The organism is Nitrospira sp., from assembly GCA_024998565.1.
Classification (GTDB): Bacteria; Nitrospirota; Nitrospiria; order Nitrospirales; family Nitrospiraceae; genus Nitrospira_A.
Genome location: JACOEM010000002.1, coordinates 206,502 through 231,345, shown reverse-complemented (window position 1 = coordinate 231,345; position 24,844 = coordinate 206,502). Strand labels below are relative to the sequence as shown.

Below are 24,844 nucleotides of genomic sequence, written 5' to 3'. Positions count from 1 at the left end.
TATTCATGCGTGAAGTGGATCACCCGTTTACCGATCTGACTGAGCAGGCACGCGCACAGGCCCGAACTCACCGGCCTGGTTCACCGGGCATCGTCACGAGAAGCGCTACGAGGGCTCTGCGGGACCGCAGTATAGAGAAATCGCGGGGGTTGCACAAGAAATGTGTCTTACTGACACACTCAGCTACGAGGGTGCATACGAAGCGTGCCTGCTAAGAAACCGCTGAGGACACTGCCGGCAGGGCCTTCATGAATCGCTGCAATCCATCCTGCCAGGATGGCATGGTGAACCCGAGATGATGGAGCCGCTCTGCCGATAAGACCGAATAGGCCGGTCGCTTCGCCGGTCTCGGCATGTCGGCCGTCGTGATCGCCTCAACCGGAACCGAGCGCCCGGACAAGCGGACAATCTCGGTGGCAAATTCATGCCAGGTACAGTCCCCGGCATTCGTCACATGCACCACACCCTGTGCCGGATGCGCCAGGAGCTTCCCGATCATCCTCGCAAGATCTTCGGCAAATGTCGGACAACCGCGCTGATCGGCCACGATCTTTAAACAAGGCCGTTCGGCCGCCAGCTGCAATATGGTTTTGACGAAATTCCGGCCGTACAGGCCGTAGAGCCAGGCGGTACGCACCACGAGGGTGTTCTCACAACAGGCCAAGGCCCGCTGCTCACCCGCCCGTTTCGACTCGCCATAGGCGCTGACGGGATTGGTCGGATCGGTCTCGACATAGGGACGTGTGCCCCGGCCGTCGAACACATAGTCGGTGGAAATATAGATGAGCCTCGCGCCGACCAGGGCGGCCGCGCGAGCCACTCGCTCGGTCCCCTCGGCATTCACGGCCAGCGCCAGGGCCGGATTCCGTTCTGCCCCGTCCACATCCGTATGCGCGCCGGCATGAATCACGACGTCAGGCGCGGCCTCGATGACGACGCGACCGCAGTCCGGATGCGTCAGATCGAACGTCGGGAGATCGAGCAACGTCAGTTGATGCTCCTGCAACACCTGCCGGAGATCCGTGCCCAACTGTCCCTGCGCCCCGGTGATTACGATCCGCACGCCGTTCCCTGCTGCAACCGTTTCGCGTACTGCTGTCGATAATAGGCCTTGAACTCTCCGGACTTGATCGTCCGCCACCAGCTCTCATGCGTGCGATACCAATCGACCGTCTGCCTCAGCCCGTCTTCAAACGGCACTTGGGGCGACCAGCCCAAGGCGCGCAGGCGGCGACAATCGATCGAATAACGACGATCGTGCCCCGGGCGGTCCTGCACGAAACGAATCAGCGAGCGGGACTTCCCCAGCGTCGCCACGATCTGTTCGGCTACCATGATATTCTCCCGCTCATTCCCGCCCCCGACATTGTAGACGGTCCCAGGCTCCCCCTGTTCGAACACATGCTGAATCCCTGCCGCATGGTCGTAGACCGACAACCAGTCCCGGCATTGCCTCCCATCCCCGTACAACGGGAGCGGCTCTCCGTCGATCGCGTTGGTCGCAAACAGCGGAATGAATTTTTCCGGATACTGGTTCGGGCCATAGGTATTGCTGCCGCGCGTGACCACGACCGGAAACCGGTACGTAGTCCAATAACTCAGCACCAGCAGATCCCCTCCGGCCTTGCTCGCCGAATAGGGACTCCGCGGTTCCAGACGATCTCCCTCCGTGGAACTGCCCTGTTCGACACTGCCATAGACCTCATCGGTGCTGACCTGCAGAAACCGTTGCACCCCGGCCTGACGCGCTTCCTCCAACAGGATACCCGTGCCCACGACATCCGTGCGGGCAAAGGCTCCGGGATCGAGAATCGACCGGTCGACGTGGGTTTCCGCCGCGCAATTGATGATGCCCTCGATGCGGTATGCCTGCAGTGTGGCATGCACGGCTTTCTGATCGCAGATGTCGGCATGCACAAAGGCGTACTGCGGGTGGCCGGCCAGATCGGCGAGATTTTCCAGATTGCCGGAATACTTGAGCGCATCCAGGTTCACGACCGAATGGCGGCCGCTCTGAATCAAGCAACGCACCAGATGCGACCCGATAAAGCCGGCCCCGCCCGTCACGAGAATACGCATTTAGAACTCCATCCTGTTCGCCCCGGTCTGCGCGACGAGTTGATTGGCCGCCAACAACGATTCGATCGTGCCGGCATCCGTCCACCAGCCGTCCAGGACGTTCCAGGTCAATTCACCGGAGGCGATATACGCATTGTTGACGTCCGTAATTTCGAGTTCACCACGGCCGGAAGGCTTCAACGTCCGGGTGATCTCGAACACGCGCGCATCGTAAAAGTAGATCCCGGTCACCGCATAAGATGAGCGGGGATGAGCCGGTTTTTCTTCGATGCTCAGCACCCGGTCCCCTTCGAGATACGGCACGCCGAACCGTTGCGGATCTTTCACTTCCTTGAGGAGGATCTTCGCACCCTTCCTTTGCGCACGAAACGCCTCAGCCGCCTTGGCAATATTGCCCTGGATCAAATTGTCGCCCAGCACCACGCAGATCGGGCCTTCGTCGGCAAAATGCTCCGCCAACCGTAGCGCATCGGCGATACCGCCTTCCCCCTGCTGATACGTATAGCTGAGATGCTTGAGGCCGAAGTCGCGCCCGTTCCCCAACAACTTCAGGAAATCCCCGGCGCTGTTCCCGCCCGTCACCAACATCACTTCCGTAATGCCCGCGTTGACCAACGTCCGGATCGGATAATAAATCATCGGCTTGTCATAGACAGGCAGGAGATGTTTGTTCGTCACCTTCGTGAGCGGCAGCAATCGCGAGCCGAGCCCTCCGGCAAGTACGACACCCTTCATGATCACCCCCCAAGGCAAGAAGACGGCTTGAGCGCACGGACAAGTCAACTTATATCACGCGGTCGGCACCCGGCATAGATGCTTTCGCATACCGTCTGCCTCGATCATCCATCGACTTGAATCTTAACGTCTCGCCACGGGTTCAGACCAGAAAATTCGCTCATACCGCCGGGGAAACGCCAACCCGGACTCTTCATGAATGCCGTCGCGAGGCGTTCGAGATGGAACCCCGCCGAGGCTTCTCGCACGTGAGGCCGACGCAGGTGCACGCGCAGTCCATGGAGGAAGCCGAACGAGAAAGGCCTCACCGGGCGCGAGGATCGGACGCCTGAGCAGGCATTCATGAAGAGTCCGGGCTAGGCGAGCCTCATCGTGTCGACGACGTGCTCGGCAAACGGCAGTGACGAGGTAAATGCGGGCGAGACGGCATTCAACACATGCGTGGAGCGCGCCCCCGGCTCAATCACAAAATCGCTGACCAGTTCCGCCGTTCTCGTATCGACCAACTGCGCCCGAATGCCGGGCGCTTGCCCCGGCAGCAAATCGGCTTTCTCAAACCCTCGTCCGAGATCTTCCGCCTCACGAAAAAACCCCGTGCGCGTCAGCTTGATCATCTCGGTCCAGGCAATCGAGCGAAAATGGTCACGGTTGCGACCGAAGAGTCGCATCAAATAGGCCAGCATCGTGACAGTCCCGCCGAGCGTGGCCCCGGCCAGGCCCCGATACTGCTCACGACCCAGCAGCGGGAGGGCCGAAGGTCCGATCGTCACATCGCCTTCAGGCCGTCGCGTAAAGTGCACGCCCAGGAAAGGGTTCCGCAGGTCCGGGACCGGATAGATGTTGCCACGGACCTGCATTGCGGACCCGGGACGCAGCTGATAGAACTGTCCGCGAAACGGTAAGATTTTGAAGTGCAGACCGACTTCGTGGGCATGCGCAATTCGGTCGGCAAAGAGCCCGCCGCAGTTCACGAAATGTCCGTAGGTCACACGGCCTCGATCGGTGAGCGCTACCCCATCGCCGTCCCGCCCTTGCCAGGCGCAGCCGAAACGAAACGCTACGCCCTCGCGCTCGGCATCCGCCACCATGGCGGCCATGACCAGCCGAGGGTTGACCACCGCGGTATCGTGCACATACAGGGCCTGCTGTATGGTCTTCGCGCAAGGTTCCACCTCTTTGAGCGCCTGTTGATCGAGCAGGCTCGCACGAACTCCATTGGCCTGGGATCGTGCGTACAATTCACGCAGGGCCGGCAACTCCGCTTCCGTCCGCGCCACAATCACCTTGCCATGCTCGTTGAGCGGAATGGCCTGCTGCCGACAATAGGCCCGCAACCGCCGGTTCCCCTCCACACACAACCGGGCCTTGAGTGTCCCCGCCTTGTAATACACGCCCGCGTGCAGCACCCCGCTGTTGCGACCGCTCGCATGCCGGCCGGCCGTGGATTCCTTCTCCAGCACGACCACCTTGACGCCATACCGACGCCTGAGCTCCCTCGCGATGGCCACGCCGATCACTCCGGCCCCGGCGATTAAAACATCGCACGTCTCTTCCGCCATATCGTGTGCATCCCCTCGACATCGGGCAAGAACCGGTCTGAGACCCATGACAACACAGGAACTGCAACCTGTCGAGCACCATCCGTGTTGCCGCCGATCCGGCTCGCCCATCGAGGGTCACTGACTCAGCCTGCCAGACGTCGATAGACCGCCACCGTCTCAACCGCGGTGCGATCCCAGGAGAATTCGCGCGCCCGAGCCACTCCGCGAGCCCTCAATTCATCTCGTAGCGCGGGTGACGCCAGGACACGGGAGAGTTCAAGGGCCAATCGACCGCCGTCACGCGGATCGAACAGCACCGCCGCATCACCAGCCACTTCAGGCAGCGAAGAGGCGTTCGAACAGATCACCGGGCATCCGCACCCCATCGCCTCCAACACCGGCAGGCCGAAACCTTCGTACAGCGAAGGAAACACAAACAGCGTGGCCTGCTGATAGTAGTCAATAAGTTCCCGGTCCGACACCACGCCGACCAGTGTCGTATGCGCGCTGAGGCCATGGCTCTCGACGGCCGCGCGAATATCCGGGCGTTTGCAGACATCACCCGCCAGGAGCAGATCGAACCGGCTGCGCAGCATCTCAGGAAGTGTCGCGAACGCGTCGATGAGGACGCCGACGTTCTTGGTCGGGTCGGCTCCGGCCACACAGAACACGTAGGGCTTGCGCTCCCCCCGATGCTCGGCGGGCCGAAACCGCTCGGCATCGAGGCCCAGAGAGGTCACGGTCACCTGCTCGGGGCGAAGCGGAACGTGCGCCAGGAGATCGCGCCGCGAATGTTCGGAGATCGTGATGACGTGATCGAGCTTCTTCCAGCGATCCCCGACCAGCCACTGTTCGATGCGACTATTGAGATTGGTACGGGCACGCAGCACCGGAAACAGCAACGGCTTGACGTCATGGATGGTGGCCACGAACTTTCCGCGTTTCCAGGCCACGCAGGAATCGTACGGGAAGTGGAGCACATCGTACGGGCCGACCAGGAGCGGAGCCACCTGCTCCCAGAAACGGCGACGGAACAGCGGGAACCGGATCACGCGATATCGCATATTCGGACGCGCGGTGAACGGATGTTCCGCGTGAGGGATCAGAATCTCGTAGTGATTCGTCTGATCGACGCGCCCCAGGGCCTCAATCAGTTCCCGGGCATATCGCCCGATCCCGACGTTGAGATTCTTGAGATGCCATGCGGCAATGACGATCTTCACAATATTGCGCGGAATAGACCTATGATGGAGGACAGGACCGGCTCGCGATCACGCACAGGGGCCAGCACACGAACGATCGGATGCATCGGCATCACGAACAAGCCCCCGCACGCAATCGGCGCGCATGGAATCACAGCCTACCCGGCAAGTCAAGGCAGCCGGCTCGATGTCCCCTGGATCGTTCCGCAGCAGCGCCGGTTGACTGCGTTCACTGCCTATGTTACCGATTGACACCTCCAAGGAACTCAGGCCCGTGGCACAGATCAGCGTCGTCATTCCCGCCTACAACGGCACCTCCAGATATCTGAAAGAGGCCATCGATTCCGTGCGCGCGCAAACCCTGGCCGCCTCAGAGATCATCGTCGTGGACGATGCCTCGACGGACAGTACGGGCGCGTTGGTGCAAGCCATCCCGCAGGTCCGCTACGTGCGTCACTCACAGAACAGCGGACAGGCCGCCGCCAGGAATACCGGCGCGCGTCTGGCCCAAACCCCCTATCTGGCATTTCTCGATCAGGACGATCTGTGGGAGCCCACCTTCCTGGAAGCCACGTTCGGCATCCTCGAGAGCGCTCCGCAGGCAACACTCGTGCACTGCGACGGGTACCAGGTCAATGAACGGAACGAGATGCTTGAATACGATGCCGCGATGAAACAGCAGCGCAGCATCACGCAATTGCTGCGGGGCGGACACGACGCCGCCACATCGGGCTCGCTTTTCCGCAAGACCTGTTTCGATGCCGTGGGCGGCTACGATGCGGCCCTTTCGATTTGGGAGGACATCGATCTGATCATCCGGCTCTACGGTCCGGGCCGATTCATTCATCTTCCCAAACCGCTCTATCGGCACCGGCTCTACGGACACAATGCGTCGCGCGATATCCCCTCGCTACGCGCACTGGACGGTCGGCATCGATTCCTTGAAAAACACGCTGCCTCCTGCCGACCCGGCACCCCCGAAGGCGATGCCCTCTCGCACGATTGGGCCATCTATTATGCCGACCTGGGCAAACACCACCTGCGGGCCAACACGCCCACCGCCGCTCGTCAGGCGTTCCAGTCGGCCCTGCGCCACGAACCGCTCAACGTCAAAACCTGGTCGCGTCTGGTCAGATCGTATTTCGTCTAGCCTGCGCTCCGATCTTTCCTGGCAGACACCTTCAACTCAGTCCCATGCCCTAGTTGCCCGACACAGAAACAGAACGGGCGGATGAGCACTTTCTCAATCAGCCGGCGACAGGGCACCGCGCGCTTGAACCGCTCTTCACACCACCGGTCCAGGCTTGCCATAAAGTAGAGCGATCCCAAACCGGTGCGGACCGACTCAATCCGGAACCCGGCTGCCTCCAACACGCGCGTCAGCGTGGCGCGCTCATAGTGGTACAGATGGCGCGGCAGTTCCCACGGAAACCACCATCGTCCAAACATTCTGGCTTCCAGGCTGCCGGCATTCGGACAGAGGATTACGACCCGCCCCTCCCAATCCAAAATCCGCCAGACCTCCCTAAGAAGCGGCAGCGGAGCGTGTACATGCTCCAGGACATGACTGAACAGGACCGTATCGAACGTCCGTTCCGGATAGGCCATCGAGGCCAGATCGCCCTGACGGACCCGGTCGCCGAAACGAGCCTGCGCCTGCGCCACGGCCACCGCGCTGGCATCCACCCCCGACACGTTCCATCCTTGCTCCTGCAGGACCGCCAGATTGCCTCCCGAACCGCACCCGACATCCAACACCCGCCCCTGCCCAACCCATGGAAGCAGCCCTCGCCCCCGCCAACGGCGCCACAGGAACTCAGGCCATAACAGGAGCCGGCGCGCCCATTGCCACCGACGGGCCGATTCCGACGCCGGATAACCATAGAAATCCTGGGCAATCCATCGCCGGATGTTTCCCGACCATCGTTTGGCTGTGCGGCGGAGATCGCCGGCCTGCCGAGGCGCGGCCTCGGGATAATAGGTGTCCGGATAGTACCCGCCGATCTCCTCGCGAGTGGGGCGAGGATTCAAAAACAGCAGGCGGCAGCCCTGACAGCGCACGACCGTAAATAAATCGTCGGTGACGTGATGGGTGAGATCGTACTGGCTGAAGAGGGCTGTGTTTGACGCCTCCCCGCACAGGTCGCAACTGATGGTTTCCATAGCCCCTCTGGCAATTGGGTTACAGGCGATCGCCGCGAGACTTGAGAAACAGACCCGGCGTCGGCGTTACGGCTTCAGCGCGCGCAGCCAGCGCGTATAACATCGAATACGGGTCGGGGCCTTGCGGATCGCCGACCAATAATGCCGGCGCGCGTCACCCCGACGGCCGGCCCGTTCTGCCGCCGCCCCTTTTAATAGATAGTAGTTCGCCCATTCCCGGTCCAATGCGGCGCGTTGCTCCGCCGTCAGGGGAGTGAACCCCTCAAGGCGCATGAGAAAGCGATCTCGACTGGCGAGGACCCGCTCTCGATGGGTCTGCTCATCGAAGGCCATGTCTCGATAGCCGTGCCCCCGCTGGAGCTTGTGCACCAACACCTCATCGATGCACTCGAACCTGGTTACCCGAAACAGCCGGATCGTGAGATCGGAATCTTCCGACCCGTACAGTTCAGGATCCAGACTCCCGATTTGATCGAGCACCGCTTTCCGGATCAGGAGTGTGGACGGCAGCGCGACATGACCGCCGGCAAACGCCTGCACCATCGGCTCACGGCTCGACCGCGCCGACACACGCTCCTCCAAGGTGCCGTCCTCAAAGCGCACCTCGAAGTCCGTATGCACCATCCCCACGTCCGGCCGGGCACGCATGATCGCCAACTGGGCGGCGAGTTTGCCCGGCAACCAGACATCGTCACAATCCAGCAGCGCGATGAACTGCCCCTGCGCGGCGGCGATGCCGTAGTTGCGGGAACGGGCCGGCCCGCCGTGGCTGCGCTGAAACCATCGAATGCCGTCGCTGTGCTCGAGACGTTTCAACACCTCCTGCGTTCCGTCTGTCGATCCGTCATCCACTACCAGGATTTCCACGGCACCATGTCCCTGCGCCCGCACGCTGGCTACGGCCTTGGCGACAAACGGCGCACCGTTAAACACCGGAATGACCACGCTGACCAGTTCGTCGCTCATGTCTCTGCCCTCGCCGGCGTGCGTTCCAACATCCGGCCGGCCGCCGTAAAGACCTCATCCACTGCAATCTGTTGCATACAACTCTCGTCCCCGCGCAAGCAGGTCGGATGATAACAGGCACGACAATCGAGGCCTTTGTAGATCACCTGCGACGGTCCGCCGCGCGGCCCCCACCGTTGCGGATAGGTCGGCCCGAAAAGCGCCACGACCGGTGTGCCCATCGTTGCGGCGATGTGCATCGCGCCTCCGTCGTTTCCGACGAACAACGCACAACGTTTGACCAACGCGGCAAACTGCAGGAGCGAAAACTTTCCCGCCACCACAATGGGCGCGCAACGCGTCTTGCGGGCGACCTGCTCGGCGATCTCGCGTTCACGCTGATCGCCGCCCAGAAGAATCCGGCAGGCAAACCTGTCGGCGAGACGATCGGCCAGCTGGGCGAACCGTTCATGCGGCCAGACTTTCAGCGAGTAGCGCGCCCCCGGTTGCAACAATATCAACAATTGAGAGGATTGCGCAGACAAGAGCCCGGCCTCCTGCATCCAGGTCTCCACCGCCTGCTCATCTGCCTGCGACGGGTACAATGCGGGGGTGCCCGGCTTCGGATCGAGACTCAGAGCCCGCAGAGCGCAGAGATCGTAGTCCACGCGATGCTGATCCGTCGGGCGTGGTCTGGCCACGGTGCTGTACAAGAGCCCTCGCCAGCGATGTTCAGAGTTAAAGCCGATACGGACGGACGCACCGGTCGCCAGACTGATAACGGCCGAGCGATCGCCATCGGTCAGATCGACGACGCCGTCAAAGCCTCGCCGGCGCAGCATCTGCACAAACTTCAGCTGCGCGTCCCAGGATCCCTTGTCGAGACACAACACCTCGTTCACGTCGGGATTATTGGCCAATACCCCTTCCGTTCCACGATTGACCAGCATCGTCAGGTGCGCCCTGGGAAAGGCAGTCCGCAGTCCGCGCAACACCGGCGTCGATAGGAGCACATCGCCGATGTGCCGCAATTTGATGATCAGAATGTTCTGAAGATCCATCTCGCCGTCGCTCTTAGCAGCTCGCTGCAACACTGTTCCTATAACGTCAGGCAACGTCGAGGATCGCACATCCGTCCGTCGCTCGTGAAGCGTCGTTCGTCTCTCGTCCGCCGAAAAGAGCTTATGGCATATAGCTCATAGCATATGGCCAGAAATCGAGAGCGGGCGTCTTTACTCTCAGCTATACGCCACCAGCCATATGCTCTGCCTCCGACGGGAGACGCTTCACGATTCACAGACGTTGAGCACGACGCTGGTGGGACTTTTCAACAGCCTGCCTCAGGCACAGAGTTCACGATACAAGGCACTGGTCCGCCACGCCGCGCGTTGCCAGGTAAACAGTCGCGCGCGCTCGAAGCCACGCGTCCGAAGACGCTGTCGCAGCGCCTGATCCGACAACACGTTCACCATCGCCGTACCTAACGCCTCGACATCCTCCGGATCCACCAGCACCGCCGCATCACCCGCCACTTCAGGGAGAGACGAGGTCGAGGAGGTAATCGTCGGCGCGCCGCAGGCCATCGCTTCCAGCACCGGCATGCCGAAGCCTTCATAGAGCGACGGAAAAACAAACACGTCGGCGTAAGAGTACAGCCGGCGCAGATCTTCACGATCGAGACGACCGGTGCAACGCACGTCCTGCTCCAACCCGAGCGACCGGGCCGTCGCAACGTAACTTCCCTGCGGATGCTCCGGATCTCCCACGAGCAGAATGGCCCGCCCTCCGAGCTGCGAACGCGACTGCGCCACGGCCTGCAGAAAAGCACGGTGATTTTTTCGTGGATCCGCCCCGCCGACGAACAGAATAAATCCGGCGGCTGGGATCGCCCACCGTGCCCTCAACGCTTCCATCCCCCGCTCATCCTGCACCGGCGAGAATGCCTCGGTCACGCCGTTATGGATGACCACCACCCGTTCACGCGGAATTCCATACAAGGCTTCTATCTCACGGGCCGAAAACTCCGATACCGTCACGACCCGTCGCGCCCGGTTGGCCGTGGCGATCGCTCGCCGGGATGACCCGGCCTGCCCAAACAACTTCCTCGAATATTCCGGATGGCGGGCCAGCCACAGATCATGGATAGTGACGATACCGCCCGATCGTCCCGTCGTATGCATCTTGAAGTTGGGGCCGTGATAGAGATCGAGACTGTCCCAGGCCCCCCGCCATGGCATCAGCCACCGTGGCGCTTCCACCCACCGCAAACGATCGTGCACGGGCCAGCCTTCGAGCCGGCCTGTCTGCAGGGCCCCGGGCCGGAGATATCCGACATACTCGACCTGCTCATCCAAAGCCAGCAGCGACCGGAGCAGATGATACGTATGCCAGCCGACGCCGCCCTTGTCCCCCACGATTGACGCCGCGTCGATCCCGATACGCATCAGGAAAACGGGACCTCCGCCAGGTTCATGCCGGGCAGGGATGGATCGATCATGCGTCCCGCCTGACGTTCACACGCTCCCAGGCCTTGGCATATTTGACGAACGTGTGGAGACCGGCAAACATCGCCACCACCAATCCGTGCACCCCGTCGCGATACCCGCCGCGTGAGAACAGGGTTTTGAGAATCGTACCGAGATGGTGCGTGGCAATGACCCAGCCGCTGATTTGGGTGACCCGCTTGAGTTTCTCATCGGCACCAAGCGTCGTATACCGCATCATCTTACGGATGTGATGGTTCACGGTGGGCATGCTGTAGTGATCGAAGGGCTCCCGAAGCCGCTCCCGACGCCCGCTGAGCGTGAAGTTTTCGTGCAGCTTCACATCGTCGTACCGGCCGGCGGTGTTTCGGAACAACCGCAGCTGATAGTCCGGATAGAGCCCGCCGCCCTGAATCCATTTCCCGTAGAAAAAATTCCGCCGGGGAATCTCATACCCTCCGATATCGGCCGCCGGGGCCGTCGCCAGTAACGCGTCGATTTCCCGTCGCAATCCACCGGTCACGCGCTCGTCGGCATCCACCACGAGAATCCACTCCGCCGTCGCTTGATCGATGCCGAAGTTTTTTTGCGGACCGTACCCGGGCCAGGGGCGGACAAACACTTTCGGGGTGTACTGCTTTGCCAGCTCCACCGTCCGGTCCCGGCTTTCCGCATCCACGACGATGAGTTCGTCGGCCCAGCGCAGGGACTCGAGACAGTCGGCAATATTCTTTTCTTCATCCTTAGTAATGACTACCGCCGCAATCGTCATGGTTCTGCGTCCCGCTCCATCGTCGGTGACCGTCATGCTTAGCCCTGCTTCACCGTCGCCGCCTGGCTGCCCTTAGGCAGCGCCCGTGACTGCAACTCCCAGAAACGCGCGTACTTGATGAACGTATAGTAGGCATAGAGTCCGGACAAGATGAGTCCGGGCACCCCGTCCAGACAGCCTTTCCGCCCGACGTACATTTTGAGAAAGGTAAAACAGGGATGTGAGACCAGCTGATGCCATGAGAACGGGCGCCCCTGCTCGACCATGCGCCGTGCCATGAGATCGGAATAGCGCTCCTGCTTGGCTAAGTAATGGTCGATATCCCTGAACGGGTACTGCAGGGCCGCGGCGGTCAGGTAGCCGATTTTCCCGTCCAGATCGAAGCTTTCATGGACGAGCTCCTCCCGATAACGCAGCCGGCTCTTGCGAAACAACTGCGGCTGCCGGTAGTCGGGAAACCAGCCGCAATGTTTGATCCAGCGCCCGAGAAAGTAATTCTTGCGGGGAACGAAGTAGGCATCGGCCTCCGGGCCGGCAGCCAGCACGCGCCGGATCTCGTCGCGTAACTCCGGCGTCGCCCGTTCATCGGTATCCAGACTGAACACCCAATCGTGCGTGGCATGGGTCAGGGCCTCGTTCCGTAGGCGTCCGAATCCGTGAAAGTCATGCTGGTAGACCTTGTCGGTGAACTCCCGGCTGATCCGCTCGGTGGCGTCGGTACTGTGAGAGTCCACCACGATGATTTCATCCGCCCACGTGATGGACTCCAGGCACGCCCGCATATTGGGCTCGTCGTTGTAGGCAATGACCACGGCCGACACCGGAATGTGATTCACAGCAGCAGATCCTTATCGAACAACGACGAACAAGAAACTGTGCCCCCCACGATCATAATCGTGCCCCGAACTCGCGCCAGGACCAGAGGCGATTCGAATCGAGCGCGACATTCGCGACCTCGTAGAGGGCCATCAACTCCAGGTCGCGAGCAGCAAGCCGACGTCGCCGGCCCGACTCGTGCTCGGAGAGCGCTTCGAAATTGAGCGTGGCCTCCTGAAACGACTCGGTCGAGAACGAATACAATAGCAGCCCGTCCGGGCTGGCCAGGCCGACCAGATTGTCGTAGACACTGGTGAGATAGGCCACCTGGTCCGGCAGGCAATCCCGCACCAACAGACAGGTCAGGTCACGTCCGGCAAACGCCCCCAGGGCAGGCAGTATGCCGTTGAGCGCCAGCAGGGTCGGAGCCACATCGACCTGGCTGGCAATGGTCGATACCGTCCGCGGGCGATAGGTGGATGGAGTGCGCAGCGACTCGTCCATCCAGATCAACAGCGGCGAGGCAAAATGACCCGCCTTTCGCTCGATGTCGCTACTCCCCACCGGCTCGTGCCGGCCATGGTCACCCAGGACGACGACGACCGTATTCCGCAAGAGTCCCTCGCGAACGAGTCTGGTGAACACCCGCTCCAACTCGTGATCCGTATATCGGAGAGCGCCGACATACTTGTCCGGCACCTGTTCCTGCAGCAGACGCACCTCGGGATGGTTCTGCGGGGCCGCGAAGGGATGGTGGGTCGACAACGTGAGGGTCGTCAGAAAAAACGGCTTTCCCTCCGCCTGGCGTTGCTTGATGCGTTCGTAACAGAGGTCGAACAAGGCGCCGTCCACGATGCCGAGGCCCATCCGTTCCGCGTCTTTGGGAAAATCCCCCTCGTCGATCAGCTGCTGCAAACCATTGCGCGCGACGAATGACTGAAGCCGGTTCAGGTCCCGATGCTGCCCGATCACCATCTCCGTTCGGTAACCCTGACGCTGTAACAACGACGGCAGACAGAGGTAATCGTGGGCATAGCGCGTTTTCATCGCAGCGGCCCCTTGTCGCGGAAACGCGCTGCAGAGGGTCGCAAACAGTCCCCGTGACGTTTGAACGCCGTTGGAGAAAAAGTTCTCGAAATAGACGCTGTCCTGCTTCAGGCGATCCAAAAACGGTGTCCCCTGAACCTCGCCGTACTTCTGTTCGAGATACCGGCGATCCAGCCCTTCGAGAAACACCAACAGGATGTTCGCCTGCCCGGGCAACCGAACACCGTCCGAGGAAGCGGCCATGGTTCTGACCAGGGGATACCGTTGATCGACGAACGCTTCCCCGGGGCCGAGCAATCGCTGCGCCGTCTGAACGGCCACCTCATAGGGCATCGTCTCGGCATTTGCCCGCTGTTCCATCGACCCCCGTGATACCACCGCGATTCGCAGGGCCTCGGCCGCAAAGAGGATCGGATTCTGCGCCAAGGTGTAATAGACCATGCTTCCGATCGGTGCGATCCGGATCCCGTAGGGGCCGGAATGGTGAAACCCGGCTCCGCCGGCCACCAGTGCGACAAGGAGGAAGGTATTCGCCTGAAACCCCGAGCCCGGCCGCCAGCGATCCAGCGCCGGCACAAGGGCCAGAGAAAAACTCCACCACCACAGCCCCATGGCCGCAACCTGGATGCCCAGAAAGAGCGCGAGCCGTGCCGCCCACTTACCTGCCGCGCCTATTTCGGCGCTGGTTTGCTGCATGGCCTGCACATTGGTGGCGCCCGGTGTCGCCGCAGGCGCAAACAGGTCGCCGATATATTCGAGGAACACGAAGTCCATATGCTGCCGGTTGAACCCGTAGTACCCCATATCCACGCACAGCAGGACAAACAACAACAAGCCGGTCAGCACACACCCGACATGCAGCGCGGACCGAAACGTCAGAAGGAAGGATTGCGTCGCGCGTCTCAGGCCGTTCCAACCGTGCCGCAGCATGGCCCACCCTCCGGCCCCGACCCCGGCCAGCACTAACGCGAAGGTCGCCGTAATGAAGTCGCCTCGCACACCGACGATGAGGGTTTTGAGCAGCAGCGGCAGTCTGGGAGCTTCCTGCTCGAGCGCGTCGCGCAGCAGAAACATCCGCTCCGCCATTTGCATCACGACGAAGAGAATCCACCAGAACAGCACGCTTTTTCGGATTGAGGCGCGAGCTTCCGCCCATCGTTCCATCATGATGCGATCACCCGCCGATAGACGCGCTCCAGTTCATCCACCATCCGGTCGATCGAATAGGACTGCACCACCGTCTGGCGGCCCCGCCGCCCCATCGCGGCGCGAAGTTCGGAATCGATCAGCAGGCGGCCGATCCGGTCGGCCAACGCATCGGCATCCCGCGGCGGGACGATGAACCCCGATTCCCCGTCGGCCAGCACATCGGGAATCGATCCGGTGGTCGTCGAGACAACCGGAAGTCCGATCGCCAGGGCCTGCATCAACACCTGAGGAATGGTATCGCCTTCGACCGTGGGAATCACAAAGAGATTCAAGGACCGGAACACATCCAGGAGGTCATCGCGAAACCCCAACATGCGCACGTCGGCCGTCAAGCCGAGACGGTCGATCTGCGCGCGGATGTTCTGCTCTTCCGGCCCTTCACCCACGATGAGGAAGGCCACTCCCTGGTGCTGCTTCAGCACCTTGGCGGCCGCCTCCACAAGATACCGGTGGCCTTTATAGTCCCGCAGATAGGAAATCATCCCGACCAACAGATGCCCGCCGGGAATCCCCAGCTCGGCCCGGATATCGTGTTGAGGTTTGGCCGGAGAAAAATGCTCCACATCCAAGCCGATGGGAAACGAAGCGACACGGTCCGGCGCCAATCCGTCTCGATGAATGAGGTCCTGCCGGTTCCGTTCGCTCCCGGTCACGATGACCATGTCGAAGAGACGCCGATACAGCAAATGCGTGGTGACATTGTTATTGAGCGGCGCCGAAATATGCCGCGTGCGAATGACCTTGGGGCGCGGATCGAGCAAGCGTGACGACAATGCCGCAATCCAGCTGTCACGCGAACTGTTGACATGAACGATCTCGGGACGCTCCCGCTTGAGCAACGCGCGAAAGGCCAGAATCGACAGCGGCAGGCGCCATTGCCGCATCACAAACGGCTCCACCGGAAGCCCTCGCTCTCTCGCCATGGCCATGATGGGGCTGCGCGGCTCCAGGACCAATCGAATGCGATGGCCGCGTTTCAACAGGCGCTCCGCGTGGAGCAGAACGGCCAGTTCCTGCCCGCCGACCGCCGTGCTGGATTCCGCAATGATGATGTTCACAATGATCCTGGCTTGCGTGATCGCTCAAGTTGTTGTTCGACCGCACGAACGACCTGTTCCGGTCGCACGGCGGTCAGACATTCGAGGGACACCGCACGGGTACAGTCACGGCGAAAACAGGGTCTGCATTCCACCGCATGCGACAGGACAACATGGCCCATGCCATAGGGCCCGGTTCTGACGGGATCCGTCGGGCCGAACAGGGCCACCACCGGCGTCCCCACCGCCGCGGCGATGTGCATCGGCCCGGAATCGTTCGTCACCAACACAGACGCGCGACGCAACAAACCGGGGAGTAAGCCTACAGGGGTCTGTCCTGTCAGATCAATCGCTTTCGTACGCATGAGCGCCGTCACCGCGAGCGACTCCGGCCGCTCGGCCGGCCCGCCGATCAGGACCACAGGCAGCGCATGCGCCTCAGAAAGCCGGTCCGCGACCACGGCAAAATGTTGCGCGGGCCAACGCTTGGTCTCCCAACGCGCAGACACGTTCATGGCGACCCAGGGTTGCTGAGCGACAATTCCTGCCCGGGCCAACATGGTCTCCACGGCCCCACGGTCTTTCGATCGCTCGACGAATTCGAATCGCGGCTGCGTAGGTCGTGTCGCGCCCAGCGCCTCGGCAACCAGCAGGTAACGATCGACGGCATGCATCGGCACGGAAGGCACCGCCACCCGCTGGGTGTAGAACATGGGGCTGCCCTCCCGCGCATTGGCAAACCCGATCCGATGGTCGCAACCGGTCAACCGGGCCATCGCCCCGCTCCGGAAGAGACCCTGGAGATCGACGACCAGATCGAAGCCGGCCGCCCGGAGATCGGGCACCCGCCCCAACCAGCCCCTGAGCCCCTCCGACACGGAACAGATTTGATCGACCCCGGCCATGACTTCCACCAGCGGCGCCCATTGTCGCTTGACCAGCCAAGTGACCCGGGCTTGAGGAAAGCGCTCGCGCAACGCCGCCAGGGTCGGCATCGCATGGACGATGTCGCCCAGCGAACTCGGTTTGATAAGCAAAAGTCGGCGTACGGAATCGGTCATTCGGCCACCAGAGCTGCTCAGCGCTGCACATCGACGGCGGGCCTGTGCGTCGCATGGGCCACGATCCAGTCCACCGCCTGCGACAACCCCTCAGCCACATAGTCAGGAGGCAGATCGCGCGCCGTCAAGTCGGCCAAAGCCTCCGCACCCGACGGGCCGGTCATGACCAGCAGGCTCTGCGCCCCCACCTGTTTAGCCAATTCGATATCGCGAGCACTATCGCCGATCACATAGGAGCGGCTCAGATCTACCTGCAATTCGGCATGGGCACGGTCGATCATGCCCCTGGCCGGTTTGCGGCAGTTGCAGTGATCGTCGGGATGGTGGGGACAAAAATACAATCCGTCGAGCGTCACCCCGTCCTCCGCCAGCACGAGCCGCAACTTGCTGTGAATCGCTTCGAGATCTCTGGATGAAAAATATCCCCGCCCGAGCCCCGACTGATTCGTGACGACAACCAGACGCGCGCCGGCCGCTTTCAACCTGGCCAACGCCGCTCCCACGCCGGGCAGAACCCTGAAATCATCCGGAGACTTCACATAACCCGTATCGACGTTCAACGTGCCGTCACGATCGAGAAACACCGTGACACCCGCCAGCGACGGGGAAGTGACACCCGGCGACGGCGCGAGGTCGACTGCCGAAGGAGGAGCCACCAGCGGCAGGTGCTGCACGGTTGCATCGTAGACCTGCTCCACCGTCACCCCGGTCATGCACCGGTGATCGATGGGACATTCCCGCAAGAGACAGGGCGCGCAGGACACCGGCTGCCGGACCAGCTTGGCGTCGACGCCGAACGGCGACGTGGTTTTCCAATCGGTCGGGCCGAACACAGCCACCAGCGGAACCTTGAAGGCCGCCGCGACGTGCATGGGCCCCGTGTCGTTCGTGAGAAACAACTGGCAGCGTTTCACGAGCGCCATCAATTCCCGTACCGTGGTCTGGCCGGAACAGACGACCGTGCGGGTCTTGATCTGGTCGGCGATGGCTTTTCCCAGCGGCTCCTCACCCTTGGCTCCCAGAATCGCCACGCCGACTCTGGCACCCGATTGCCCCTGGGCCTCCTTCACCACACGATTCACGACCTCGGCATACCGATCCGGCAACCAGCGCTTCGCGTGGCCATAGGTCGAGCCGGGGTTCACGCCGATCACCAGATCCGAAGGCCCGATTCCGGCATCCGCCAACCGTCCGGCGATCAACGCCGATTCGTCCGGCGTGACAAACAGACGAGGCGCAGGCGCGGGCCCTTGTCCGCCCAGGGGTTTGAGGAGATCCCAGTAGTACTCGACCTGATGCCGTTGCGCGCTGCGTGGCGGCACGGTCACCGGGTCGGTCAGCAACAGCGTTCGCCCGTCCGTCGCGTAGCCGAATCGTCTCGGAATGCCCGCGAGGAAACTGATCAGCGCCGCCTCGAACGCATTCTGAAACAGGATAGCCAGGTCGAATCGGTGGCGGCGCAGCACGCCGGCAAGGGTCCATTTCCCGATCAGCCCCGCATGCCGTCCCCGATCGTCATACACCAGGGTCCGGTTCACCGCCGGATGTTGCGCCAGCAGATCCGCAATGCCGGGCTTCACGAGCAAAGTGATCTCGGCCTGCGGAAACAGAGTGCGTACCTGGCTCAAAGCCGGTTCGCACATGACGGCATCCCCGAGCCAATTGGGCCCGCGGACAACGATCCGACGGATCCCTTCCTTACGCATGCCCCCCCGCTCCGTCCGGTGCCGAGTCGAATCGCAGCAATCGCTCCACATCTTCCTGTCCCGACACGATTTCCGTGCGAAGCCGCACGGCCCAGCAGACATCTTCCGCAGCTAACAACGGCGCCACCTTGTCGGCATCTTTCTCCGTCGTCACCAACAAATCGGCGCCACAGGCTTTCGCCTTGGCTCGAATGGTGTCCATCACGCCACGGGTATAGTGCACATGATCGGGAAATGCCAGCATCTCAACCACGGTAATACCCACTCCGGCCACCAACGCACGAAAGGATTCCGCATTGCCGATCCCACTGAAGAGCAGAGCCGACCTGCCGCGAAACGCATTCAACGGACGCCGCTCGTCCGCCCCCACGCGCCGGTACTCCTCCGCCCGGAATCCCACACGCACCAGCGACGGAAGTGAGCCGCAGGCGTCGAGCAACAGACGCCGCACCGACTCTCCTTCCTGATCCTCATCGACCCGGGTGATAAGAATGGCCGAGGCGCGCGCGGCCGCCGAGAGGGGCTCCCGTAAACGTCCGACCGGCAACGCCGCCCGCAGACCCGCCGAGTCCGTCGCATCCACCAGCAGCAAGTTTAGATCGCGATGGAGTTGGACATGCTGAAACCCGTCGTCCAACACAAAACAATCTACCGGAAGTTGCTCCAACACCCACTGGCCGAGCGCATATCTGTCCGCCCCCACGGCCACAACGGCCTGAGGACAGCGACGCGCGATCAGATAGGGCTCATCCCCGGCTTCGTCCGGCCCCGCAAGAATCCGTTGCCCGTCTGAAACCAGCAATTGCGGAGCCCTGCTGCGCCGCCGATACCCTCGGCTCAGAATCGCCACGCGCTTTCCCTGCGCCGTCAGCCGCTCCACCAGGTACATGACGACCGGTGTCTTGCCTGTTCCGCCGACCGTGAGATTCCCCACGCTGATGACAGGACGAGGCAACCGGCGCGTGGGGAACCAACCTTGTATGTAACACCACAGCCGAAACCGAGCCGCGAGTTCGTAGGGATACCCGAGCCACCGCAACCAGGACCGCAGCCCTCTCGACATGGTCGCCGCCATTACGATTGCCGACTCGACAGCTCTTGCCTCTGTTCAACTCGCGCGTCCTTCGATGCTGCTCGGCCCGGCAGAAACGTCGCGATGATCTCCGCGCTGCGTTGGAGCGCGCCCTGGTTGTCCGCCACGACCCGCTGCGCCGCCTGCCCCATGCGCTGCAAGGCGGCGGGATCGCGAAGGAGTGCTCGAAGGCCTTGCGCAAGCTCCTGTTCGTCCTGCACCACCCGTCCTCCCTGCGCATTCATGAGAAGCGCCGCCACTTCGGCACAATGGTCGGTATGCGGCCCGAACAGCACCGGTTTCCCCCAGACCGCCGGCTCCAAGAGATTATGTCCGCCTACCGGCGCCAGAGTACCCCCGACAAAGGCCACCACCGCGTCTCGATACAGCAGGGCCAATTCCCCTCGCGTGTCCAGGACGAGCACCCGCGCGCCAGTGCCCGCCATCGGGGCTAGGCCACCCGTGCTCCGCCGACTCACCGTGAGGCCTTTCGCGTGGATCATCTGCTCCACCTGCGTCGCCCGTTCGATATGGCGAGGGGCCAGGACCAAGCGGAGCTCGGGGAACTCGGGACTCAGGATCCGATAGGCATTGACGATCGCGTCTTCCTCGCCGGGATGTGTGCTCCCGGCCACCAGCAACAGTTCCCGGTCGGTCAGCCCGAGCGCCGCCTTCGACAGGGCCGTGCCGCTGGCCCCGGCCTGGGGAACCGGTTGATCGAACTTGATGTTGCCGGTGCATCGGACCCGTGACGGCTCGGCCCCTAACTCGATCATACGCTGCGCGTCCCGCTCCGATTGCATGAGGCAACAGCTGATCATGTTCAGCATGGTCCGGTAGAAATCACGGATGACCGGCAGACGTTGCCGCTCGAAAGAGCGGGTGGACAATCGTCCGTTGACCATAATCGACGGCACATTGCGCCGCCGCAAGCTCCGCAGGATATTCGGCCAGAGTTCCGTCTCGACGAAAATATAGAGACTCGGTTTGAGACGGTCGATGGCCTGATTGACGACCCAGGGAAAATCGAGCGGCGCGTACCGGTGCTCGGCCACGCCCTCCAGCCGCTGCTCCACCGCTTCACGCCCGGTTTCGGTTACGGTCGAAACGACCAACCTCATCTCAGGGTACCGCCGACGCAAATCCCGCACGAGCGGCGCCACCGCCACCACCTCGCCTAACGACACGGCGTGAATCCAGATACAACCCGACCTGTCGTCAGGCTCAGGGGCGGGCGGCTCCGCCTGCAGTCCCAGCCGCTGAGGCAACCCGCGACGGCAACGCTGCTTGGCCAATAAGACGAACAGGATAATCGGGGAGACCAGGAGCAGAAGACTATTGTAGAGCAGATACCACATTACGGACCAGCCCGCAGGACGGCCTCATCGGCCTCGATCGTCATGCGGTTCAGCGTCTCTTCCAACTCCCGGCGGACACGCTCGAGGTCGTCGGCCGAGGCGTCGGGCGGCACGCTGATCGGCGGCCCCAGGAGAAACAGGCCCCGCGAGAACGGATAGGGCATGATGAACCGGTCCCAGCTCGCGAAGAGTTTTTTTTTGAGCAGCCGAAGGCCATCGGGATAATCGGCAGGCCGGTGGCGCGCGCCAACTGCACCACACCCACCTTGGCAACTTGCCGCGGCCCCTTCGGTCCGTCCGGCGTCAACACGAGATTGCCGCCTGACCGCCCAAGGCGAATCAGCTGTCGAAACGCTTCGGCGCCGCCCCTCGTGCTGGACCCGCGAACGGCGTCCAACCCGAACCGGGCCACGATGCGGCGGATCAGTTCGCCGTCGCGATGCTGACTGATCAACACATGGGCTTCGAGTCCCGGAATGGCCAGCGGCATCATCAGTTGTTGAGCATGCCAGAAGGCCAGAATCACCCGCTTCTCTTCTGCGAACAAGCGGTTTACATGCTCAGATCCTTCGGTCCGCCAGGTCATCGTGCGTCGCAGCATCTGAATGATCTGGTAGCCGACGGGCGGCACTACCGCGACCTTGAGCGCATTGACGATCCGCTTCTGCAACGGCTGCGGCTGAGGAGCCGGCGCTGATCGATCAGTTGTCATTGAACTCCCAACCCCGCCTTCGCCTGTGTCCCTACTCCGAGATCGCATCGGCAAACTGCATCGCATGCAGGCGCTTGTACATGCCGCCCTTCCGCAGGAGCTCTTCGTGCGAGCCGACTTCCGCCACCCTGCCCCGGTCCAACACCACGATGCGGCTGGCATTCTGAATGGTCGACAGCCGGTGCGCCACGACCAGGGTCGTTCGGTTATGCATCAGATTGGTCAGGGCCATCTGCACGATGCGCTCCGATTGGGTGTCCAACGCCGAAGTCGCTTCATCCAGAATCAGGATGGGCGGGTCGCGGAGGATCGCCCGCGCGATCGCCAGGCGCTGCCGCTCGCCACCGGAGAGCTTGAGCCCGCGCTCTCCGATCAACGTATCATACCCGGCCGGCATCCGGACAATGAACTCATGCGCATAGGCCAGCTGGGCCGCTCGCATCACATCGTCGGGCGTGGCTCCCTGCCGCCCATAACCGATATTGTTGCGCACCGTATCGTCGAACAGCACAACTTCCTGCGAGACGATGCCGATCTGCCCGCGCACCGACCGCAAACTGCAGGTCTGCAGGTCCACCCCGTCGATCAGAATCTGCCCGCCGGTCGGATCGTAGAACCTCGGCAACAGGCTCACCAGCGTGGTCTTTCCACTCCCGCTGCTGCCCACAAAGGCGATGATCTCGCCCGCCCGGATCGTCAGATCGATACCGCTCAGCGCAGGCTCGCTCTGGCCTTCGTACTGGAACGCCACCTGCCTGAATTCGAGAGAACTGGAAATGGACGGCAGCTCAGTCCGGCCGCCGTTGGCCTCCTGCTCCGTCGGCAAATCCAGCACATCGAACACCCGCTCTGCGGCCGCCAGCGCCTGCTGAACCGTGTTGTTCGCGCCGGACAATCGTCTGATCGGCGTGTAGGCCATGAACATGGCTGCCAGGAACGAGAAGAAGGCGCCGGGAGTCATCTCATCGTGGATGACCAGATATCCGCCGTACCAGATGATTCCCGCAACCCCGAGCACACCGATGACCTCCATATGGGAGGAACCGAGCGAGGAGACCTGAATGGCTTTCATCGTGGTATGGATGAAGGCGTCGTTGCTCAAACGAAATCGCTTGGCCTCTTCCTCTTCCCGGCCGAACGATTTCACCATGCGGATGCCGGCCAGCGTTTCCTGCAGCGTCGAAGCCATGTCGCCCATACGTTCCTGGCCGCGCGTCGCCAGATTCCTCAACCGTTTTCCCATTCTCGCCATGGTCACCACGGAAAGCGGCACCACGATCATCGACACCGCCGCCAGTTTCCAGTTCTGGTAAATAATCACGCCGATCATGGCCAAAAACGTCAGCCCCTGCTGAAACAGATCTTTCAGCACCCCGGCCACGGCGTTGGCCATTTGGTTCACATCGTTAATGACCCGCGAGACCAACCGGCCCGACGTATTCGTGTCGTGAAAATGGACCGGCAGTCGAACAAGTTTTGAAAAGAGCTGCTCTCGGATGTCGCCGATGACCTGGTTCCCGACATAGTTCATCAGATAGTTCTGTCCGTAGTTGAACACACCCTTGAGCACCGCCACCGCCAGAATCGCGATGGGAAGCACGAGCAGCAGGCTTTCATCCTTGCTGATGAACAGGCCGTCGAGGACCGGGCGCACCAGCCAGGCATAGGCGGCGGAGAGTCCGGCTACGAGCAGCGCGCAGAGAAACGCCGCCCCCAGTCGAAACCGGTAGGGATTCAGATATGTAAGTAAGCGAAGATACTGTTTCATGCCCGACACTCGGCCAAGACGGCTTCTGCGGCACGACGAGACGCGCCGGGTGTGCCCAACGCCTGGCGGACCAATAAGAGCGCGGCCTTCATGTCTTCATAGGCCCGGGTATCCGCCAGCAGCCGTTCGGTTTCCTGTACGAGCCGCTCCGGCGTCGCCTCATCGTGAATCAGTTCCGGCACGATCCCCCGTCCGGCGACCAGATTCGCGAGACCGATCCAGGGCACCCGAATCAGGAGACGCGCCAACCGGTAGGTGAGCCAGGAAGAGGCTCGATAGAACAAAATCATGGGCGTTCCCACCACCGCAGCCTGCAAGGTGGACGTACCCGACTTGACGACCAGCAGGTCCGAGGCCGCCATGACTTCACTGGCCTGATTGTGAAAGACCCGAATGGGAACCGGGCTCTCTTTTAAAAGATCCGCAAGGAACTGGTCCTGAATCGATGACGCCTGGGCCAGGATGAACTGTATGGACGGATGCCGCTCGGCAAGGCGCTTCACCGTCTCCAAAAGCAGCGGAATATGCTCGAGCAGTTCGCCTTTTCGACTGCCCGGGAACAGGCCGATCACCGGGCCCGCATCCGACAATCCGAACTGCCGGCGCAAGGCCTGCCGATCGTACGACGGCGCGACTTCGTCGAGCAGCGGATTGCCGACAAACGTACACCGCACGCCGGCCTTTTTGTAGAGCGGTTCCTCGAACGGCAGAATCGCGAGCACATGATCGACGCGCTGCTGAATCCAGCGCATCCGCCCGCGCCGCCAGGCCCACACTTGCGGCGCGATGTAGTAGAGCACCTTGAGACCGCAGGCCCTGGCCACTCGCGCAAAATGAAAATTGAGGCCTGGGTTGTCGATCAACACGACGAGATCCCAGCGTTCACCCTTGATCAGCGTCCGGATACGCGAAATCCGCTGTAGCATCGTTTTGACCGCAGAGAGGCCGATGAGCCCCATCACGTCCAGCTGGGGGATATCCTTCACCAATTCGGCGCCTGCCGCCCGCATCGACGCGCCGCCGACACCCACGATCTGAAGATCCGGAGACAGCTCCTTGAGCGCCTTGACCAAGTGAGCCCCATGGAGATCGCCGGACGCTTCTCCGGTGACGATTAAGATGCGCGGCATGCTGCTCG

Annotated in this window: 21 protein-coding genes; 1 reads left to right on the top strand and 20 read right to left on the bottom strand. The window is 62.0% G+C overall.

The genetic code is table 11. The annotated features are described in order from the left end of the window. Positions 1-211: 211 nt before the first annotated feature. From rfbD to H8K11_04765, 5 genes are all read right to left on the bottom strand, one after another. Entirely contained in the window at positions 212-1,063 is an 852-nt protein-coding gene (rfbD, locus tag H8K11_04785; protein MCS6263052.1) for a dTDP-4-dehydrorhamnose reductase, read from the bottom strand. Then, positions 1,051-2,079, bottom strand: coding sequence for a dTDP-glucose 4,6-dehydratase (gene rfbB, locus H8K11_04780; protein ID MCS6263051.1), 1,029 nt, complete (start codon positions 2,077-2,079; stop codon positions 1,051-1,053). The genes rfbD and rfbB overlap by 13 nt, the downstream gene beginning before the upstream one ends. Then, positions 2,080-2,814: an NTP transferase domain-containing protein gene (locus H8K11_04775; protein ID MCS6263050.1), complete on the bottom strand. Its 735-nt coding sequence runs from the start codon at positions 2,812-2,814 to the stop codon at positions 2,080-2,082. It lies immediately after the preceding gene. A gap of 356 nt (positions 2,815-3,170) precedes the next feature. Beyond that, entirely contained in the window at positions 3,171-4,373 is a 1,203-nt protein-coding gene (gene lhgO, locus H8K11_04770; GenBank protein MCS6263049.1) for an L-2-hydroxyglutarate oxidase, read from the bottom strand. Positions 4,374-4,498: 125 nt separating this feature from the next. Next, positions 4,499-5,578, bottom strand: coding sequence for a glycosyltransferase family 4 protein (locus tag H8K11_04765; GenBank protein ID MCS6263048.1), 1,080 nt, complete (start codon positions 5,576-5,578; stop codon positions 4,499-4,501). Positions 5,579-5,831: 253 nt separating this feature from the next. On the opposite strand from H8K11_04765, the gene H8K11_04760 reads away from it, so the two are divergent. Continuing rightward, a complete protein-coding gene (locus tag H8K11_04760; protein MCS6263047.1) occupies positions 5,832-6,707 on the top strand; it encodes a glycosyltransferase family 2 protein in 876 nt (291 codons plus the stop codon). On the opposite strand, the gene H8K11_04755 is transcribed toward H8K11_04760, so the two are convergent. The 15 genes from H8K11_04755 to lpxB all read right to left on the bottom strand — a co-directional run bounded on the left by H8K11_04755 (position 6,704) and on the right by lpxB (position 24,836). After that, positions 6,704-7,720: a class I SAM-dependent methyltransferase gene (locus tag H8K11_04755; GenBank protein ID MCS6263046.1), complete on the bottom strand. Its 1,017-nt coding sequence runs from the start codon at positions 7,718-7,720 to the stop codon at positions 6,704-6,706. The two genes, H8K11_04760 and H8K11_04755, sit on opposite strands and share 4 nt — an antisense overlap. 66 nt (positions 7,721-7,786) lie before the next feature. Beyond that, the gene (locus H8K11_04750; protein MCS6263045.1) at positions 7,787-8,686 is read right to left on the bottom strand and encodes a glycosyltransferase; all 900 of its coding nucleotides are present in this window, start codon (positions 8,684-8,686) and stop codon (positions 7,787-7,789) included. Further along, positions 8,683-9,726, bottom strand: a complete 1,044-nt coding sequence (gene rfaQ, locus H8K11_04745) for a putative lipopolysaccharide heptosyltransferase III (GenBank protein ID MCS6263044.1) — start codon at positions 9,724-9,726, stop codon at positions 8,683-8,685. Before rfaQ ends, H8K11_04750 begins: the two co-directional genes overlap by 4 nt. Before the next feature lie 279 nt (positions 9,727-10,005). Then, the gene (locus H8K11_04740; GenBank protein MCS6263043.1) at positions 10,006-11,109 is read right to left on the bottom strand and encodes a glycosyltransferase family 4 protein; all 1,104 of its coding nucleotides are present in this window, start codon (positions 11,107-11,109) and stop codon (positions 10,006-10,008) included. A gap of 49 nt (positions 11,110-11,158) precedes the next feature. Beyond that, complete coding sequence (locus tag H8K11_04735) at positions 11,159-11,956, bottom strand: glycosyltransferase family 2 protein (protein ID MCS6263042.1); 798 nt, start codon at positions 11,954-11,956, stop codon at positions 11,159-11,161. Between the two features lie 2 nt (positions 11,957-11,958). Further along, positions 11,959-12,756 (bottom strand): glycosyltransferase family 2 protein, encoded by a 798-nt coding sequence (locus H8K11_04730; protein ID MCS6263041.1) that lies wholly within the window; start codon positions 12,754-12,756, stop codon positions 11,959-11,961. Positions 12,757-12,808: 52 nt separating this feature from the next. Next, positions 12,809-14,950 carry a sulfatase-like hydrolase/transferase gene (locus H8K11_04725; protein ID MCS6263040.1) on the bottom strand — a complete coding sequence of 714 codons (2,142 nt, stop codon included), beginning with the start codon at positions 14,948-14,950 and terminating at the stop codon, positions 12,809-12,811. Further along, positions 14,947-16,050 carry a glycosyltransferase family 4 protein gene (locus tag H8K11_04720; GenBank protein ID MCS6263039.1) on the bottom strand — a complete coding sequence of 368 codons (1,104 nt, stop codon included), beginning with the start codon at positions 16,048-16,050 and terminating at the stop codon, positions 14,947-14,949. Before H8K11_04720 ends, H8K11_04725 begins: the two co-directional genes overlap by 4 nt. Beyond that, positions 16,047-17,090, bottom strand: a complete 1,044-nt coding sequence (waaF, locus tag H8K11_04715; GenBank protein ID MCS6263038.1) for a lipopolysaccharide heptosyltransferase II — start codon at positions 17,088-17,090, stop codon at positions 16,047-16,049. The genes H8K11_04720 and waaF (H8K11_04715) overlap by 4 nt, the downstream gene beginning before the upstream one ends. A gap of 17 nt (positions 17,091-17,107) precedes the next feature. Beyond that, positions 17,108-18,796: a lipopolysaccharide heptosyltransferase II gene (gene waaF, locus H8K11_04710; protein MCS6263037.1), complete on the bottom strand. Its 1,689-nt coding sequence runs from the start codon at positions 18,794-18,796 to the stop codon at positions 17,108-17,110. Beyond that, positions 18,789-19,859: a tetraacyldisaccharide 4'-kinase gene (gene lpxK / locus H8K11_04705; GenBank protein MCS6263036.1), complete on the bottom strand. Its 1,071-nt coding sequence runs from the start codon at positions 19,857-19,859 to the stop codon at positions 18,789-18,791. The genes waaF (H8K11_04710) and lpxK overlap by 8 nt, the downstream gene beginning before the upstream one ends. 11 nt (positions 19,860-19,870) lie before the next feature. Beyond that, entirely contained in the window at positions 19,871-21,226 is a 1,356-nt protein-coding gene (locus tag H8K11_04700) for a 3-deoxy-D-manno-octulosonic acid transferase (GenBank protein ID MCS6263035.1), read from the bottom strand. Between the two features lie 49 nt (positions 21,227-21,275). Beyond that, positions 21,276-21,938 carry a lysophospholipid acyltransferase family protein gene (locus tag H8K11_04695; GenBank protein MCS6263034.1) on the bottom strand — a complete coding sequence of 221 codons (663 nt, stop codon included), beginning with the start codon at positions 21,936-21,938 and terminating at the stop codon, positions 21,276-21,278. Between the two features lie 31 nt (positions 21,939-21,969). Further along, a complete protein-coding gene (gene msbA / locus H8K11_04690) occupies positions 21,970-23,715 on the bottom strand; it encodes a lipid A export permease/ATP-binding protein MsbA (protein MCS6263033.1) in 1,746 nt (581 codons plus the stop codon). After that, positions 23,703-24,836: a lipid-A-disaccharide synthase gene (gene lpxB, locus H8K11_04685; GenBank protein ID MCS6263032.1), complete on the bottom strand. Its 1,134-nt coding sequence runs from the start codon at positions 24,834-24,836 to the stop codon at positions 23,703-23,705. The genes msbA and lpxB overlap by 13 nt, the downstream gene beginning before the upstream one ends. Between the last annotated feature and the right edge of the window lie 8 nt (positions 24,837-24,844).